At 33.6% G+C, this 19,618-nt stretch carries 10 protein-coding genes; 5 read left to right on the forward strand and 5 right to left on the reverse strand.

Annotated elements, in window-relative coordinates:
* The first annotated feature begins 194 nt into the window (after positions 1-194).
* Positions 195-2,816, forward strand: a complete 2,622-nt coding sequence (locus WAF17_RS06860; RefSeq protein WP_338767996.1) for a TonB-dependent receptor — start codon at positions 195-197, stop codon at positions 2,814-2,816.
* Between the two features lie 105 nt (positions 2,817-2,921).
* Positions 2,922-3,293 (forward strand): hypothetical protein, encoded by a 372-nt coding sequence (locus WAF17_RS06865; protein ID WP_338767999.1) that lies wholly within the window; start codon positions 2,922-2,924, stop codon positions 3,291-3,293.
* 69 nt (positions 3,294-3,362) lie between these two features.
* On the opposite strand, the gene WAF17_RS06870 is transcribed toward WAF17_RS06865, so the two are convergent.
* On the reverse strand, positions 3,363-3,602 hold the full coding sequence (locus tag WAF17_RS06870; RefSeq protein WP_338768001.1) for a hypothetical protein: 240 nt from the start codon (positions 3,600-3,602) through the stop codon (positions 3,363-3,365).
* Positions 3,603-3,742: 140 nt separating this feature from the next.
* A complete protein-coding gene (locus WAF17_RS06875; protein ID WP_338768004.1) occupies positions 3,743-4,192 on the reverse strand; it encodes a hypothetical protein in 450 nt (149 codons plus the stop codon).
* 216 nt (positions 4,193-4,408) lie between these two features.
* Between WAF17_RS06875 and WAF17_RS06880 the strand changes: the two genes are divergently transcribed.
* A complete protein-coding gene (locus WAF17_RS06880) occupies positions 4,409-7,360 on the forward strand; it encodes a CHAT domain-containing tetratricopeptide repeat protein (RefSeq protein ID WP_338768007.1) in 2,952 nt (983 codons plus the stop codon).
* Between the two features lie 121 nt (positions 7,361-7,481).
* Positions 7,482-9,725 (forward strand): tetratricopeptide repeat protein, encoded by a 2,244-nt coding sequence (locus WAF17_RS06885; protein WP_338768010.1) that lies wholly within the window; start codon positions 7,482-7,484, stop codon positions 9,723-9,725.
* Positions 9,726-9,737: 12 nt separating this feature from the next.
* On the opposite strand, the gene WAF17_RS06890 is transcribed toward WAF17_RS06885, so the two are convergent.
* Positions 9,738-10,313, reverse strand: coding sequence for a hypothetical protein (locus tag WAF17_RS06890; protein ID WP_338768012.1), 576 nt, complete (start codon positions 10,311-10,313; stop codon positions 9,738-9,740).
* A gap of 93 nt (positions 10,314-10,406) precedes the next feature.
* Between WAF17_RS06890 and WAF17_RS06895 the strand changes: the two genes are divergently transcribed.
* On the forward strand, positions 10,407-11,093 hold the full coding sequence (locus WAF17_RS06895; protein WP_338768014.1) for a hypothetical protein: 687 nt from the start codon (positions 10,407-10,409) through the stop codon (positions 11,091-11,093).
* A 77-nt stretch (positions 11,094-11,170) separates the two neighbouring features.
* Here WAF17_RS06895 and WAF17_RS06900 read toward each other — a convergent pair whose 3' ends face one another.
* The gene (locus WAF17_RS06900; RefSeq protein WP_338767113.1) at positions 11,171-11,386 is read right to left on the reverse strand and encodes a hypothetical protein; all 216 of its coding nucleotides are present in this window, start codon (positions 11,384-11,386) and stop codon (positions 11,171-11,173) included.
* A gap of 94 nt (positions 11,387-11,480) precedes the next feature.
* Complete coding sequence (locus WAF17_RS06905; RefSeq protein WP_338768016.1) at positions 11,481-19,487, reverse strand: choice-of-anchor D domain-containing protein; 8,007 nt, start codon at positions 19,485-19,487, stop codon at positions 11,481-11,483.
* Positions 19,488-19,618 lie beyond the last annotated feature (131 nt).

Genomic DNA, 19,618 nt, shown 5'->3' on the forward strand with positions numbered 1-19,618 from the left:
ATCAGACTACGAAAATCTATGAAATTGTTTGAAGGAGAATATATTTTACCTGTTATACAACTTGATTTAGATTACAAACAATTCTCTCATTTTTATTTAGAATTATTCTAAAAAATGACAAAAGTCATTTTTTTTTGTGCCTTCTCTACCGTATTTTTGCATAAAATGAAATTGTCTATAATTAGTCTAAATAAATGAACACATTTCTCACCTCTTCTTTTTGTTGTTTTTACAAAAACCTTTTTTGTCTTTGTTGTTGTTGCTGTTGTATAGCTTGTCATTTTTGCCTAGCTCAAAATAGTAATGACTTAGAAGCATCTATCAAGACAAATACGAGATTAGAAACACAGATTCGAATAAAAGGAAAGGTTTCTACCTCTTCTAATTTTGACAAAAACGAACCTCTTTTTGGTGCAACTATCGTCGTTCAGGAGCTGAATAAATACGCTCAAAGTGATACAGATGGCAATTTTTTATTAGAGTTTTTTACTACCTCTTCTACTTCCCATCAATCTACTTATACATTAGTTGCTTATTTGTATGGCTTCAAAACGGTTTCAAAAGAGATAAATATTAGAGAAAAAAACACATTAACTATTGATTTTAACTTAGAAGAGCTACAAGATTCTTTGAAAACAATAGTGGTAGAAGGAAATTCAGAATTAGAAAACTCTAATTTAATGGCTCGTCTTAATACCGTTGATGGAATGGGGATTTATGAATCTAAAAAGACGGAAGTAATTGTTTTGGACAACACAACAGCAAATTTGGCAGCCAATAACTCAAGACAAATTTATGCAAAAGTAGCAGGGCTGAACGTTTGGGAAAGTGATGGAGCAGGTATTCAGTTAGGAATCGGAGCTAGAGGACTTTCACCCAACCGAACAGCAAATTTTAATACTCGTCAAAATGGTTATGATATTTCTGCTGATGCACTCGGTTATCCTGAAAGCTATTATACGCCACCAGTTGAGGCTGTTGAGAGAATTGAACTTGTGCGTGGTGCAGCTTCTTTGCAGTATGGAACGCAGTTTGGTGGAATGCTCAATTTCGTAATGAAAGATGCTCCTAAAAACAAAAACTTTGAGACTAACTTACGCCAAACAGTAGGTTCTTATGGCTTTACAAGTAGTTTTGTTGATGTAGGTGGGAATTTGGGAAAGACAAATCAAAACGGAGATTCAAAACTAAGTTATTACGGATTTTATCAATATAAACGTGGCGATGGTTGGAGAGAAAACTCTGGCTTTGATGTGCATACAGGTTTTGCAAAACTTACTTTCCGTCCTTCTTCAAAATTCAAAATTTCGGTAGAATATACTGGAATGAATTACCTTGCACAACAAGCTGGTGGACTTACTGATGCTATGTTTGAGCAAAATCCACGTCAGTCGATTAGAGATAGAAACTGGTTTGCCGTAAACTGGAACTTAGGAGCAGTTATTTTAGATTATAAAATTTCTAATAAAACAAAAATCAATAGCCGTACTTTTGGGCTTTTGGCAGGAAGAAAAACAGTAGGAAATTTGGATAAGATAAGTGTCATTGATTTTGGACAAAATAGAACTTTAATAGATGGGGATTTCAAAAACTTTGGAAATGAAACTCGCCTTTTACATCGTTATTCTATTCATTTTTTAGGAGAAAAATTAAAGAAACAAACACACGCTTTTATCACAGGTTTTAGATATTACAGTGGCTTCACAACACAACGACAAGGCGATGCAGATGCAACAAATAAACCTAACTTTGCTTTCTTAAACTCTGAAAATTTAGAAAATTCTTCCTACCAGTTTCCAAATCAAAATGCTTCTTTTTTTATAGAAAATGTCTTTAACCTTTCTGATAAATGGAGCATTACCCCTGGAATTAGAGCCGAATATATCAAAACACAAGCTGACGGATTTTATAAAGAACGAGTTTTTGATTTTGCAGGAAATTTGATTTCTGAAACCAAAAATGAAGAAAATTTAGAACGCCCTAGAAGTTTTGTTTTAGGTGGAATAGGAATTAGTTATAAACCTGTTTTGAATAACAAAAACGAATTAGAGATTTATGCAAATTTCTCTCAAAATTATCGTTCGGTTACCTTTAGTGATTTGCGTATTCAGAATCCAAATTTGGTAATTAGTCCAGATATAAAAGATGAAAGTGGTTATAATGCAGACTTAGGTTTTCGTGGTAAAATCAATACGCTTTTACAATTTGATGTAAGTCTTTTTTACTTGAATTATAATGACAGAATCAGTCAAGTAGAACGTACAGGCGTTGCTCCAACGTACACTCCCTATCGTTTTAGAGGAAATATCGCTCAAGCTAGAATTTATGGAATTGAATCACTTTTAGAATTTAATGTCGGAAAATTAGGTAATAATTGGATTGAGAATATTCTACCAAAATCATATTTGGGACTTTATTTGAATACTTCTATTCTGAAAAGTAAATATACAAATTCAGAAGAAACAGCAATTTTGGGAAGAGAAGTTGAGCTTGTTCCACCTATTACGCTGCGTACAGGTTTGCAGTTTGGTTACAAAGATTTCAAACTCTCTTATCAATATTCCTACACACATGAGCATTTTACAGATGCCACCAACGTTGTCAGAAGTGCGACGGCTGTTAGTGGAATTATTCCTTCATATTATGTGATGGATTTGTCGATGAGCTATTCTTACAAATGGCTAAAACTAGAAGGAAGCATAAATAATCTCACAAACAATTCTTATTTTACAAGACGTGCAGATGGCTATCCTGGACCTGGAATTATTCCTGCTGATGCTAGAGCTTTTTTCTTGACTTTGGGAGCTAGTTTTTAGATGCTTTTTTGTTAGTGTAGTTGCGCTAAAACACCAACAAAGGTAAAGCACATTATTTAGAAACTAATGGAATAGAACAATCAAAATGAAAAAAACACCAAAAAAATGATTAGTGGTAATGCTAATAAAAACAGAATGAAGGAGATTATTGAAATAATTGAATCTAATTCAATTACAGTAGATAATTCTCGTTTTATAGAAAGTCTCCTAATAGAATTTAATAAAGAGAGACGGAAAATGAATCTTAACCCTGATAATCATTCCTGTTTGATGTTAGATATTACAGAACAACGGTGGACTAATGTAAAAGAACAAGTAGCTAACCAATCAAAGTCTTACAATAAATCTATTGTCAAACATATGAAATTGGTTATTGAAGGAAAAGAGGAAAGGATAGAATTAAATAGATTTGAGGGAATGCATATTATACAGTTAATTACTGAATCAATTAAAAAAAAAATTGGTTTGAATTCATAGCCTTTAGCTCTTTGGCAAAGCCAAGCGACGGCTATTTTGAGTAGCCGAGATACATAAAGCTACTATTTTCTACAAAACCACAATACCAAATTCAATTCCTTCTTTTACTAAAGGTTTGAAGTAATGGTTCATTCTTCCTACGTGAGTATCGATATCATATTCGCCTCTAAGATTACTTTTATTTACTCTTAGCAACACTTTTTTCTCGTTAGATGTATCTATTTCTATTGCCAAACCAAACAGATTTTCAAACTGTTGTGAATAAGATGTAATTGTAGAATAGGCTTCTTGATTCTTAAACTGTTCCATTTTTTTGGGTTGATTTGTTGTAAGTTAAGTTTATTCCCCATTTCAACATTTTGCACTAAAAAAATGTTATTGTTTGCCACAAAAAAATCACAAACCAAAAGACTTTGATTTGTGATTTGAGCTAAATAAAAATTGATTTTTTATCTAAAAGAAACATTTTTTTTATTCTCAACAGAATAATAAATAGCGACTTCTTCTCCTACGCTCAAATTATCATATTGATTTTTGGTAAGTTCTACGCTTGTAGAAGTAAGGTCGTCTGTTCTGCCAATTTCTTTTCCTGTGTTTTTCACTCCTTCTCCGATATCTTCCAAAACATCTTCCAAGTTTTCATTTACTCCGTTTGTATTTTTTTCTGATTGAGAAACTTCAGGAGAGGCAAAATAATACAAAACAGCAAAATATTTCAAATCTGCACCTTTATTTTCTGTGTACTTATTAGTAATACGAGCTTCTACTGGAACTTTATCATCAAAAACATCTGTTCCTTGAGAAACTGTTCTTTTGGCACATGAAGAAAATAGCAAAGCAAAAGAAAATAAGAGTGCAATTATAAAAGAACTGTTTTTTAGTTTTTTTGAGGTTAGCATAATTCTAAAAATTGAGTTTAAAAAATAAAGATTAAAAAATTTAGATTTTTGAAAATCTACACTATATAACATTCTTGATTATAGAATTGTTTGATTTGCTCCAATTATTGATTTCATTTTTATTTTGTGTAAATTACTCTAAAGTCTCTTATTGTTAATAAGAGATTTTGTAAAAAACCAAGTTCACGCTTATCATTTTTATCAAAATATTCAATTATGAAAAAGCAATCTTTTTTACTCTCATTTTTCTTACTGCTTACTTTTAGCTTTACATTTTTTATCTCTCCTAACCTGTATGCACAAGGTTGGCTAGACAAAATCAAGAAAAAAGCAAAAGAAAAAACAGAAGAAATCCAAGAAAAAATTGAAGAAGCAGTAGAAGAAAAAACCGAAAAAGAAGTTGAGACTGCAACAGAAAAAGAGTTTAAAGAGCTTCGTACTTCTTACGATACTTCTACTTTTGGTTATGCCATTGCTTTTATTGATAATACTGATTTGTATGAAGAGCAACAAAGAGGACAAAAAGCCAAGCGTTTTTTGATGCGCTTATCTGATAATATAGGAATCACAGAAAACACACAAAAAGACCCTTTAGCAAAGGCAAAAAATTATTATGATTTGGGAGAAATAGCTTACTCTTCTCGTTATTATAAGAGGGCTGAAGAAAATTTCTTAAAATCTGAAGAAGAGTTCAAAAAATTAAATAAAACTTCTCATCCACTTTATCCTAAACTTGTAAATAATTTAGGCTTACTTTATTATACCATAAAACACCTTTCAGATGCTGAGGAATATATTCAAGAAGCACTCAAAATAAGCCAAAAAGAAAAAGGAGAAAACTACACAGCAGCCCTAAACAATCAAGCAATGATTTGGAAAGACAAGGGGCTTTATACAGAATCAGAAAAACAATTTGAACAAATCAAGAAAATTCAAACTCAAAATAAGCAAGAGTATAGCATATCGGCAGCTATTGTTTTGAATAACCAAGCTATTTTATTTCAAGAATTAGGACGTTATAAGGAAGCTGAAAAGTACCTGTCTCAAGCCATGGAAATTGCTGCGCTGACTTTAAAAGGAACATCAAATACATATCAGCGTTTTTTAATTAATCAAGCTCTTTTGTATCAACAGATGAAGCGTTATCAAGAGGCTGAAACTCTTTTTCTGCAAAGTATAGAGTTAAAAGAAAAACGAATAGGAACACGCAACCACCCAGATTTGGCACACATGCTGACTGGTTTGGCTGGCTTATATATAGAAATAGGAAAAACTGAAAAGACAGAGGAATTACTTTTAGAAGCTCAACGAATTTATGAAAAAAAACTGGGAGCAGACAATCTTTCTTATGCAAAGGCAAGTAATTATTTAGGTCAATTTTATAAGAATCAAAATCAACTAAAAAAATCAGAAAAACAACTCAAAATAGCTCTAAAAATCAGAGAACAACAGCTTGGAGAAAATCATGTCAAGACAATAGAAACAAAAGAACAGTTAGCTTTACTGTATTGGAAACAAGATAAAGTAGAAAAAAGTATAGAGTTATTTGAAAATGTAATTGCTCATAATTATGATTTCATCAAAAACTACTTTCCTGCAATGAGCGAAACTGAAAAAGAACGATACTGGGACAAAATCCGTCCTACTTTCTTGCGTTTTTACAATTTTGTCGTGGATACAGAAAAAAAATATCCCAATGAATATCCTATGCTCGTTACACAGATGCACAACGCACATCTTGCAACAAAAGCAATTTTACTCAACACAACCAACCGAATAAAAAAAGGTGTTTTGAGAAGTAATAATCAAAGATTAAAAAATGATTACAAAAAATGGATAAAAAATAGAGAACAACTTATAAAACTTTATGCCTACACACCCGAAGAGCTTAAAGAACAAGGAATTGACAGAGACAAAATAGAAAAAGAAACTAATCAAATTGAAAAAAGATTATCAGAGAGCCTTCCAAATCTTTTCAAAGAAAATGACCTCAAAACATATCAAGATATTCGCAATGCTTTACCACAAAACACTGCTTTTGTAGATATAATTTCGTTTCCAAAATACAATAATGACCAACTCTCAGAAAATCAATATGTTGCCTTGATTGGAACTCCAGATTATGATGCTCCAAAAATCGTTTTCTTAAAAGATGGAAATGAACTAGATAATGAAGATTTTTTCTATAACCGAAACAATATTCAATTTCAATTAGAAGACAGAGAAAGTTTTTTAGCTTATTGGAAACCAATTTATGACAAACTGGAAAAAATAAAATCAGAAGAGCCTACAGAGAGAATTTTTGTTTCTTTAGATGGAATTTATAATCAAATCAGTATAAATACGCTCCAAGTTTCTGACACTTCGTATGTCATTGACCATCAAAACCTTATATTTCTAAATAATTTAAAGGACTTGACAAGGAAAAAAAGTTATGCTAATACAACCAAAGATAACAAGGTCGTTTTGGTAGGTTATCCAAATTATGGAAATCAAGGAAAAATCACACCTCTCCCTGGAACTAAAGTAGAGATAGAGACTATCAAAACTTTATTGCAAAAAAGTGGACAAAGAACACAAACGATATTAGGAAATTCGGCAGATGAAAAAACAATTAAGGCTATCCAAAAACCTCGTATTTTACATATTGCAACTCACGGTTTTTTCTTGGCTGATAGTAAAGTTTCTAGTGGAGACAATGCTCGTTCGTTTGGTTTACAGGCAAACTTAGTTCGTCAGAATCCACTTTTGCGTTCGGGTTTGATGTTTACTGATGCAGAATCAGCTTTAAATACCCAAAACTCAAAAGAAAAAACAGAAAGCAACAACGGAATCTTGACAGCCTATGAAGCTAGAGGATTAGATTTGGAAGGAACAGAACTTGTCGTTTTGAGTGCCTGTGAAACAGGTTTGGGTGATATAAAAGCAGGTGAAGGAGTTTACGGACTTCAAAGAGCCTTTCAACTGGCAGGAGCAAAATCAACTATTATGAGTCTTTGGCAAGTGAGTGATGAAGCAACAGCCAAACTAATGACCTACTTCTATGAAAATTGGGCAACAACTAAAGATGTAAATAAAGCATTCAGAGAAGCACAAGAAAAACTCAAAACAGAATACCCAGAGCCTTATTTTTGGGGTGCTTTTATGCTTATTCAGACAGAGAAGTAAAAAAATAGCGCATTGATAATCAACAACTTTTAAACTAATTTAAGAATATAATAAACTATTCAGACTTAAACAACGTACATACACAAATCTAATTTATTCAAATAGCCAAAAAATATTTTCCATGAAAATATACGAAATAGTTGTTATTGCCTTATTCATTATTACTATTATTCTTCAATTTTTCAATATAGGCGAAGATACAGCCTTGATAATTTTGCTTTCGGCAGATACTCTTTTGGCTCTTTCTTATTTTATTGGTGGCTATTGGTTATTTAAAAAGAAACAAAATGATGAGGAAGGAAATAAAAATAAAGCTATTTCTATTCTTGGAGGTTTTGCTTTTGGTATTGCTCTTATTTGCTTTTGGACTAGGATAATAGTTACTCCAAATGAAATTATATCTTATCTTCCTTTTGCAAATATTGTATTTTTCGTAATTCTTTTGATTTTAATAATTATCAAAAGAAATGATTCTATTTTCACAAAAAATAATAAGCCTATTTTGATTCGTTCTTTTGTCATTCTTATCATAACCTGTTTTTTCTTTTATGTTCCTATAGAATTTGAGCCTTATAATGATTTGATTCGTTCTATGAACGTAAGTAGCAAAAGATTACAGCACAATCTAAATATGGCAAAATACCACGAGAAAGCTAAAATAGAATTAGATAATGAAAATTATGAAAAAGCTGTTGAATATGCTGAAATAGCTGAATTAGAAGGTAGAAGAGGTTTTTTGCTTCCTGATAACCCTATTTTTTTAGAAAATGGAGAAGTAGATACTACCTTTTTTAAAAAATTACCTTTGAGAAATATGAATCTTGTATATGCTAGACTTTATACTGCTTATACTAATTTGGCAAATGAGAATTTAGAAAATGATGATGATCAACAAGCTCTAAAAAATTATGAAATAGCGCATCAAATTCTTTACATCTATAACCTTAATGATGGACAATGGGAACAACAAAATGTCATTTCTTTCGCTAATATGGGTAAAGCTTTGAGTTACTTAAATCGATTTGAAGAAGCTGATGATGAATTTAACAAGGCTTTTTTATTAATTGACTCTTCAAATGTTGATTCAAAAAAAATTAGCTTTGCTTATAGTGTAACTGCGAAATCTTTAGCTATGAGAGAGCTTTATGAAGAATCAAATAACTATCATAAAGCTTCTATTGATATTCAATTACAAAGTTCTATACATACAGATAGTAAAGAATATTTAGCTGAAAACTATATGGAAATGGGTAAGAATTATGTTTTTTTATTAAAAACAGATAAAGCTATACAAGCTTATCAACAAGTATTTCATTATTCAAATAAAAATAGTGATACATACAGGCAAACTTGTATTTATTATGGAATTGTAAATTTTCAACTTTATAACTATGAAAAAGCTGAATCTATTTTTTTGGAATGTATAAAACTATATGGAAATATACAAGACGGACTATCAAATGTGGGCGTAAGTAAAAATCTTCTAGCAAGAAACTATATTCAACTAAATAAATACAAAGAGGCTGAAAAATTCTTGCAAGAAGGAATCGAAATTACAAGGACAGAAGAAGGAAAGACAAGTTCGAATTATGTGTTTGCTTTATCTGTCTATGCAAATCTAAATTCTATTTTGAGTAATTATAAAGAAGCAGAAAAGCAATATCAAGAAGCATTTGAATTAAGTAAAAACAGATCTGGAAAGAACAGCTCTGAAACCATTCAATTGTTCATTCAACTAGCAAACACGAAGATAAATCTTTCTAAGTTAAAAGAGATAGAAGAACTTGCTAATCAAGCCAATGAGATGTTAGCAGAAATGAGAGTAGAAAGTTCTATTAATTTGGATAATTTAGTTAACGAACTCGCTTATCTAAATTATTCAGCAGGAAATTATTTTACTTCAAGAGAAATATACGAACTCGTAATTAAAGCAGATGAAAAACACAATGACACACAAGCTCTTACTACAGGAATTGCACTAAACGGTTTAGGTTTATTAGAAATGAATGATAAAAAATACATTGAAGCAGATAGTCTTTTTCATCAATCTTTAGAAATTCATAAAGCTATTTTCAAAACTTCAAATCCTTCTTTGGCTACTTTGTATCTCAATATGGCAAAACTGTATATTTTGAAAAATGAATATCAAAAAGCAGAAAACAATCTTGCTATTTCCTTAAAAATGAATCAAGATTTATTCAATGAAAAGCACACTAATTTTGCAGATATTGAAGTCGCTTATGGAGATTTAGCATTACAGCAAAATAAAGAGGAAGAAGCAAATCAGCATTATCAAAAAGCATTGAAAATTTATTTAGCCAAATTTGATGAAGACCATTATAAAATACAATCTGTAAAAGAATAAATAAAACTAACTCTAAAACAAAGCAATTCGCTTCTCCACTTCTTTCCTTACAGATTCAAATAGTTTGTGGGGGTTTGTGGTGCGCCAGTTGTCCCACTCGTCCAAAATCCCTCCCCAAATAAGATAAGAATCCAGATTATAGGCGTTCATTTCTCTAAGTACAAACTCTCTAAAATTCAATAATACAATCCAACCATTTTCTACATCTTCAAACCACTCTTCATAATATTCATCATCTGAGCCATGGAAATTTAGTACATTTTCGCCTATCAAAATAAAATGAGTAATCCCTTCGCCTGTAAAATAATCAATGACGTTTCTTTTGAGATGCATAATATCGTTGTGTAGCGCATCATTCCACTCTCCTATAAATTCTATAATGACAAAGTTTCTGTGATAATCTGCCATCAAAACTTTTACATAAAGCGTTTCAGAACCTATAAAATCCCAGTAAGGATGAATATAATATCCGTAAATTGCGTTGGTGTATTGGTTAGTATTGTACTCGGCTTCATAAAAAGGAGAACGCTCGTCAGTATTTGAGTCATAAGAAAATTCCCAACCGTAGAAAGGTTCTATATCGTGCATAATGTATTCTGTAAGTGGCTTGAGATAGGATTTTGATTATAAAAACGTAAAATAGTCGTTTCTTGTTTTGATAAAAAGAAATTTGATGAATGTATGGTAGGATTAGTGAATGATTTGTATGATATTTATGATGAACACAAGATTAATACAACTGTCTTTTTGCTAAACAACATGATTCGTTACCTCTACTTTATTGTCTTAATTTTTCTATTTTCAAATTGTCAGAATAAAGACAAAGATACTTTTTATACAACCCTCAAAGACGGACAAAAAATAGGTATTCGTTTAATAAAAAAAGAAAGTAAAAAACACAAATATAACTTTGCAATTCAAACTTTTTTGAAAGAAGATAAAAATAAAATAAAGAAAAATAGAATTTTAGATGAATGGAAACTACCTTACCCAGTTTATAATTTGGAGGTTGCTGATGCCGATAACGACGGACAAGATGATATTTGGGTAGGCGTAATTAAGAAAACTCGTTTTGATTCAATCCTACGAAAACGCCTTTTTTTATTTAAAATCATTGAGGGTAAAATACGTCCGTTGTGGTTAGGTTCACGAATGAGCAAACCTTTAGTAGATTTCTCTCCTGCTTATTTGATTGACTCTTTAAATAAAAATTCTACCAAAAAATGTATTATCAGAACTGTTGAGCAGGAAAAAAGTGGCAAATTTTTAGTAGCAAATTACTGTTGGAAAAGATTCGGAATAGAATTTATCAACTATGATATTAGAGAAACAGATAGCCTAACGGCAAGGAGTTTTTTAGAGAATTGAGAGCATAAAAAAACCTTGTTTTTTACTTTCTGAAAGCAAAAAACAAGGTTTTAGAAGATTATTGAGAGTAAATTCCTTTACTTCATTTCCTCATCTTCTTGCCCATCATTACTTCTAAAATCATAGACTTTTTTAGCACCATAAGCTGCCCCTGCTGCTAAAAGAAGTGAAAGACCACCATCTATCGGTGCAGTTAGTGCGCCAGGAGGATCAACTGGAAAACCTCCTCCTTGCCCAAAGGCAAAGTCTATAATGAAAAAGGAAATCAGAAATACTATTATTTTTTTGAACATACTCAATATATTTTGATGTAGATAATTTCTTTTTAGTAATAAATAGCCATATCAATTATATTGAATACGGCTATTTTATAAAAATATTGCTTTTTTATTCTTTTACAATACGAACTGTCATTGTTTTGTCAGCATCAGAAACTTGAAGCAAATACAAACCAGAAGCGTGTTTTTCTAAGTCTATTGTACCTTCCAAGAATGCACCTTCTTTTGATTGTTCTGATTCAAAGATTACTCTTCCTGTTGCATCAAACAAACGAATCGTATAAGCTCCTTCTCTGTCCGTTTTCAAACTATATGAAAAACTGTTTGGTGTTGGATTAGGATAAACCATCAACTTTTCATTTTCAAAGAAATCTTGACTTGCATCTGTTTTGAATAAAAGAACAAAACGCTTGATTTCATAACCTTTCTTAGCTTCAAACTTATAATCGCCTTCTGCTTTCAAATTATGAAGTGAATCGGTCAAAGAATCATACAAGTATAATTCGTGCTTAGAGTGGAAATATTTCATCGAACGAAGCGTAATTTCATAGTCTCCATCTTTCAAAATATTCATTGCCAAAGGTAGCGTTTGATTTTCTTTGAAACTTCCCAAACCATTGATTGCAAAATATTCGCTTTCTTGCCCTTCTTCATTTTCATTGTAAGAATACAACGTAGAACGAGTAGCATTCATTTTGTGAAGTTTGGCAGCATCGTATTTTCCATCAAAGTTGGTTGTTGCACCTGCTTGGAAATAAACTGTTGTCTCATCTAATGAATTACTAGATTTGAGGGCAACTCTAATCAAACCTTCCTTCAAATTTTCTGTCTCGGTAGTCTTAAAGAAACGAGTATCTGTCGTTAGACGAACTCCATTGTTCATATTGACTGTTCCTCCAGCCGTTGTTCTGACAAAGAAACCCTGCATAGAAGCAATTTCCTTTTTACCTCCATTATTAGAAACTCCATTTACATATTCTGCAAAAACACCTTGGTATTGATTCACTGGAATATCAATATAAACAGCATCTTCAAGACCTGTAGAAGCAGCTAAAACAAGTTCCCAATCGATAGGCGAAGGATATGGATTTCCTATTAAATTATACCCTTCTTGACTAAATCCACCACCACTATTTGTAACAGCAATAGACTGGTTGCCATTGTTGAGTGTTCCATTCAAATCTACTGTTACGCCTGTTGCAATGTTGGCTTGATAACCTCTAACAGCAGTCAAGTTTGCAGTTGTTGGTACTTTATAATTTGAAATAAATGGATTATAATATGCACTTGTAACTGCTCCTGCATTTGTTTCTTCATATTGGAAGAAGGTAGGGAAAGGACGAACAAAAGCTGGTTCTGGAGCTGTGTTATAAGCTGTTGTCAGAACTAATCCCATATCATCTCCAAACTGTGAGACCGTTGCATCTGAAAAAGGAGAAGAAAATAAATGATAGCCCAAACCATCCGTACCACCTACGTCTGAAACAGCAGGTAAATAGCGTTCCATAATAACTGTTCCAACGATGGTATTGGTTGTAGAACCATTTATGAGTAAAGCTGTTTCATCTGTTGTCGAACGAAGAGCAAAATCTTGTCCTGTATTGACAGTCATTTGTGCTGTTCCTTCCATTTCTAAGACTTTATTTATGCTCATATAGCCATCAATAATAAGACTAATTCCTGTATTTACTTTTATACCATCAATATTAATATCAGTATAATCTGTAAAAGCAGTAGGAGAAGTAAACGTTAGGTTTTTATCAACAACTACATTTTCATCATAAAGTCTAGCAGATTGTGGTTCAATAACATCGTTTGCTATTGCTGCATCAACGGCTTGTTGAATAGTAGGATAGAAAACACCTGTACGAACCAAAAGTACATCGCCAGAGGAAGTATTTATTCCCTCTACTGCAAAATCATAAGCTGCTTCATCACAATCATTATTATTTATGGTAATGGTGGCATTTTTTGTTCCTCCTCCTGAAGGAGTAAAAGTAACATCAAAAGTTGCTGTTCCACTTGCTGCTACCACAGCAGGAACATTACTAACTACAAAATCCCCACTATTTGTACCACTAGAAATAATAGAAGAAATGGTAAGAGCTTCCGTTCCTGTATTCTCAATTGTGTATGTAATAGTTCGTAAAGTAGTATTTCCAAAATCAGTATCATCAGCTACATCTGGTGTTACATCGCCATCTGTAATAGAGACTGAGTTACCTAAAACATCAATTTCTCTTGTAGAATTTACCGTTACCGTTTGTGTGGCTGTTACCGTATTTCCATTTCCATCATCTGCTGTCCAAGTAACAGTTGTATTTCCAATAGAAAAAGGAGGTGTCGCATCATTTGTAAATGTAGGTGTTCCACAATTATCTGTTCCTGTTGGTGTGCCTAAAGCTACTCCAGAAGCTGTACAAGCTCCTACATCTGTATTTACTATTACATTAGTTGGTGCTGTAATGGTTGGATTTGTTACATCATTAAGAATTACATTTTGGTCAGCAGTAGATGTATTTCCATTTCCATCATCAAATGTCCAAGTTACAACGGTTGTACCTTGTGCTGTGATTGGAAATATTGTTCCTGTTGTTCCTGTAACAGTTCCAACACAGTTATCTGTAGTTGTTGGAGCAGTTGGTGTAGCGCTACATTCAGCCGTAACATCTGCTAATGTCGGAACTACTGGAGCAGTAATATCATTAAGAATTACATTTTGGTCAGCAGTAGATGTATTTCCATTTCCATCATCAAATGTCCAAGTTACAACGGTTGTACCTTGTGCTGTGATTGGAAATATTGTTCCTGTTGTTCCTGTAACAGTTCCAACACAGTTATCTGTAGTTGTTGGAGCAGTTGGTGTAGAGCTACATTCAGCTGTAACATCTGCTAATGTCGGAACTACTGGAGCAGTAATATCATTAAGAATTACATTTTGGTCAGCAGTAGATGTATTTCCATTTCCATCATCAAATGTCCAAGTTACAACGGTTGTACCTTGTGCTGTGATTGGAAATATTGTTCCTGTTGTTCCTGTAACAGTTCCAACACAGTTATCTGTAGTTGTTGGAGCAGTTGGTGTAGAGCTACATTCAGCCGTAACATCTGCTAATGTCGGAACTACTGGAGCAGTAACATCATTAAGAATTACATTTTGGTCAGCAGTAGATGTATTTCCATTTCCATCATCAAATGTCCAAGTTACAACGGTTGTACCTTGTGCTGTGATTGGAAATATTGTTCCTGTTGTTCCTGTAACAGTTCCAACGCAGTTATCTGTAGTTGTTGGAGCAGTTGGTGTAGAGCTACATTCAGCCGTAACATCTGCTAATGTCGGAACTACTGGAGCTACATTATCAGCTGTTCCATTTCCATTAATTGCAAAAGTATAAGGGTTTTCATCAGCATCATCGTTAGTAATAGTTACTAAAGCAGCTCTATTTCCTGTTGCAGAAGGATCAAAAGTAACTGTAAAAGTTTGTGTTCCTGTTGTAGCTGCTACTGTTGCAGGGAAAGCAGGAAGACCACTTAAAGTAAAATCAGCAGCATTTGTTCCTGTTACAGTAATATTATTTACTGTTAAAGCTGCTCCACCTGTATTTTGAATAGTATATGTCTTAGCAAGATTATTCGTTCCACATTCAGCTACACCTCCAAAATCTGTATCATTAGTCGGACTTGTAGTTCCTGTTCCACTAACAATATTATTTCCATTACCTTGTACATTGATTTCAGGAAATAGGGATTGGATTCCTTGTACTGCAAAATCATAAATTGCTTCATCACAGTCATCATTATTTACAGTAATAGTTGCTGTTCTTGTTCCTGCCCCAGAAGGTGTAAAGGTAACGTCAAAAGTAATACTATTACCTGCCATTATTGTTGCTGGTAGCGTAATGTTACTGATTACAAAATCTCCTGCATTTGTACCACTTGAAACAATTGAAGAAATTGCCAAATCTGCCGTTCCCGTATTCTCAATAGTATAAGTAATTAATCTATCTGTAACTACAGTTCCAAAATCAGTGTTATCAGCTACATTTGGTGTAGCATCACCATCTACAATAGAAACAGAATTACCTAAAAGATTAATTTCTTGTTGAGGAGTTGCAACTGTTCCACTAACTCCATTAGCAGATCCATCTATCCAATTTGAAGTAGCTCCTGCTAGAGAAAACCCAGTTAGTGTTCCATCATTGTTACTAGATGTTAGGTCATTAAGGGTTGTAAGTCCTGCATTATTACCTGCTGCAAGACCTTGATTAAAATTATAATAGGTTACTAAACCAGCTTCTGTTCCTATCAATTCATTATTCATATTAGCCTTAATCTCTGAACAAGTACGAGCTGTACTCCAGATTCGAATTTCATCTAATGCTCCTTCATAGTTTCCATTTGTAAGCCCTCTTCCTATAAATAGTGTTGAAGAAGCGGGAACATTATGTACGCCTGGGACATCACTTTTTTGTAATTCACCATTTACATATACACTTCTAGTTGTTCCATCGTAAGTAGCAGCATAGTGATACCAATTTCCTGATAAGTCTGTTAAAGGTATATCTATATCATTAGCCCACCAGTAATGTCGTATTCTTAAAGATGTATTAATATTTACTTCAATTGCATTAGCTTGATTATTAACAGCATTTCCCCATCCAATCACACCTCTCACTCCTGATAGAATAGGTTTGAACCATAATTCAATAGTATATGGATCATTGCCAGTTGGAAGGTTGGTAGGAGTTGCTATTGTTATTAGGTCATTGTTACCATCAAAATCAAGTGCAGTAGCTGGGGAAGCAGCTGGAACGAAAGTAATAAGGAAGTTATCAACTGCAGCACCAACATCTGTTATAGTAACATCAGATTTGAATACTATTCTAAATGCTACGTCAAGATTTCCTGCTAAACTAGAAACATCAAGTGATTTTGTAAAATAGTTTGCATTGGTAGCAGACATAAATGGAGTTCCTGAAGGACCGAATACTGTAGGGTCTGGACCACCTCCAATTACCGAGTTATACCAAGCTGCACCTGTAGTAGCTGTTCCTAATTTTGTCCAAGAAGTACCTCTGTCAGTAGAATATTCTACAATCATTCCATCATAACCTGTTTCATAAACATGCTTTGTTTCAAAGGATAAATTATATGTACCTGCTGCAGAGAAATCAAAGTTAGGTGCATAAAGGTTAGAATGTGAATTATTCAAATAATCTCCTGTAAGACCTGTAACCCATGCGTTTGCACCACTTGCTGTTCCATTTTTTCCTGCTGTGGCAGAGTTTCCACGTTCCCACATTGTTGCTCCTCCTACATTATCGGCTGCAAAGTCTAATGGATTGACATCAAAGTTTCCTCCATCAGTAATAGCATAAGGTACAGGGCGATCTGGTAAAACAGTTATAGTTCTAGTAGTAGTCAGGACTCCTCCACCTCCGTTTATGCTAAGAGTAATTGTTTTGATACCTGGAGTAGAATAAGAAATTGTATGAGGACCTGTTGTATTGGCAGTAGCTGTACTTGCACCAGCATCAAAGTTCCAATCCCAAGAAGTAGCACCTGCTGAGGCATCAGTAAATATTACATCTTTATTCATATAAACAAGATCCTTATCTGCTGAAAAATCAGCAGCAGCAGGAGAAAATACATTTGTTGTGAATATGCCTCTACCATGTGTAGCTACTGCAACTAGATTATCAGAACTACGAATTTGGAACATATCACAACGAGTATTAGCAAGTCCTGTGCTTGATAATTCCCAAAAATCGCCAGCAGCACCTGCTGTAATATCATCTGTACTCCAAACACCTGTTTCTGTTGCAATCAATACTTCATTCGTATTATTAGGATTAAACATTGCCCAACGAACTGGCATATCTGGTAAGCCGTGTGCAGTATCTTTGCTTGTCCAAGAAGTTCCTCCATCGTCTGTGTACCAAACGCTCTGTGCTCCGTAGTTAGAATACGTAACTACCATCTGATTTTCGCTTGTACCAAATTCAATAGAAGAGACAGAACCTTGCGTTTGCATAGTACCGTTTGATAATACAGTTCCTGTTTTATTTGGTCCTCCACCTGCATTTGCATTAGGAACTCTTACTACTTCCCCTGCACTTGTACCTATATAAAGCGTTGTAGAAGCAGCTGTAAAAGGAGAAGCTTTTAAGTGTGTAACGTCTCCAGTCATACCTGTTACATTATAATCATTACGAGTTCCACCTGGAACAGTCCATCTAGCAAAGTTTCGATTTCCTTTGGAAGATGAATAAAGTAAATCTAAATCATCATGATAATCTGCTGGATTGATAAATTCTCCTGTATTGTTGTCTCCAGCTCCTAAGTCTATAAAATTACCTCCTCCATTAGTAGATACATAGAAATTGTTAAATACATACGAACTAATCTGAATATTTGGATTATCTTGGTCTATAAAACAAAATGCTCCATCTCCTCCAGTTGGTTGCGTACTTCCACCTACTCCTGCTGAAGTAAGTTTACGTGTTCCATTATCTTGTGTACCTCCGAGTAAATAATTAGAACCATTATTCGGATTCATTGCAACAGCATAAAACTGAGTAACATTATATCCTGAATTTCTATCATTGAAAGCAGGAGTACCAGCTTGTATATTTGCACTATACGAAACACCACCATCACTACCTACTAACATCTCATCAGAACTACCTGGTTTGTAAGCAAAGGCATGAATATCTGCATGAACATAAGGTCCACACTCACCTGTCCAGTAAGAAATAGATGTCCAGTTTGCTCCTCCATCAGTTGTACGGTGTACATCAATACCACCAACAACTACATGATTAGGATTAGTAGGGTTCACTTGTAAAATTAAATCGTACCAAGCTTGTCCACGAGTAAATTGCGTTCCATTAGTAGCACAGCCTCCTTGATTACGGTATAGTGGAATAGTTACATCTGTCCAAGAAACACCTGCATTAATAGATTTTTTGAAGAATGCAATATTATTGGTGCTTGCATCATGTGCAACAGCATATAAAATATCGCTATTTGATGGTGCAGATGCAATCTCTATTCTTCTTGTGTTAGCAGAAATACCAGCAGGTGTTACTTCTGTCCAGTTTACTCCATCATTCGTCGATTTATAAATAGAGCCTACAACTCCTCCAAATAATGCAGTTGTTCCATAAAGAGTACCATCAGCAGCTACTTCCAAATCAGCAGCACGAGTAGAGGTTTCAGGCAATGTTACTTTTACCCAATTAGTTCCTCCATCAGCAGAGCGAAAGATACCACCACTATTTGCACTAGTAGAGTTGAACCCATCAGTACGACAAGCTGCAAGTAGTGTTCCTGTAGGAGTTACTACAATTTTCTGTACATATTGAAAATCATCTGTTACTGTAGGTGAAGTATTAGCTAGTCTTGCCCAATTAGCTCCTCCATCAGTAGTTTTCCAAATACCTGCACCACGCTGCATTCCACCACCAAAGAAACCTTCTCCAGTAGATACATACATGTTTTGTGTATTTGATGGGTCATAAGCAATAGATGAAATTGCTATATTTTCCCAAAAATTATCAACAGCTACCCAAGTTGGGTTAGCTACTGTAATATCATTGGTGTACCAAAGTCCACCACCAACACCACCAGCCCAAACCTTTCTGCCTGTAGCATCATTTGGGTCGTACATAAGCGCACGAGTACGTCCACCTACATCATTAGGACCACGTTCTATCCAGTTTACCCCAGCAATAGCTCTTTGATTTTGGCTAAGAGCATTCAGACGTAAATCTGTAAATTCATTTGCTTTTATACGAGCATTTTCAGGAATATCACCTGTATTTGGATTTGCTGTGCGTAGATAATCTTGAAGCATTGCTAAATCTGGACGATCTTTTTTTGCAATTTTTTTCAAGTCTTTTTTTGACCAGCCTTGATATTTATTATATAAGGCTTGATAGTAAGCATATTTTTCTTTCCCTTTTAGTTGTGAAGGGTCTTTAACTTCTGATAATTCAGAGAGCAGTAATTCATTTTTGGAATTATTTTCCCAAATCAAATACCCTGTAGTACTTATTAGGAAAAATAGAACAAATCCAATAATATAATTGGAATAGGAGGAAAGGTTTTTCATATAAATAATTTAATTGAAAAAAGTAAAGAAGTATTATAGATTAGTTGTGTAAAATTGAAGTTTGACAGAATACAGTTATGTTATTTGAAACATACTGCAAAATAACGATTCTTATGACAAAAACATTATTT

It is taken from the genome of Bernardetia sp. ABR2-2B (genome assembly GCF_037126435.1).
Lineage (GTDB): Bacteria > Bacteroidota > Bacteroidia > Cytophagales > Bernardetiaceae > Bernardetia.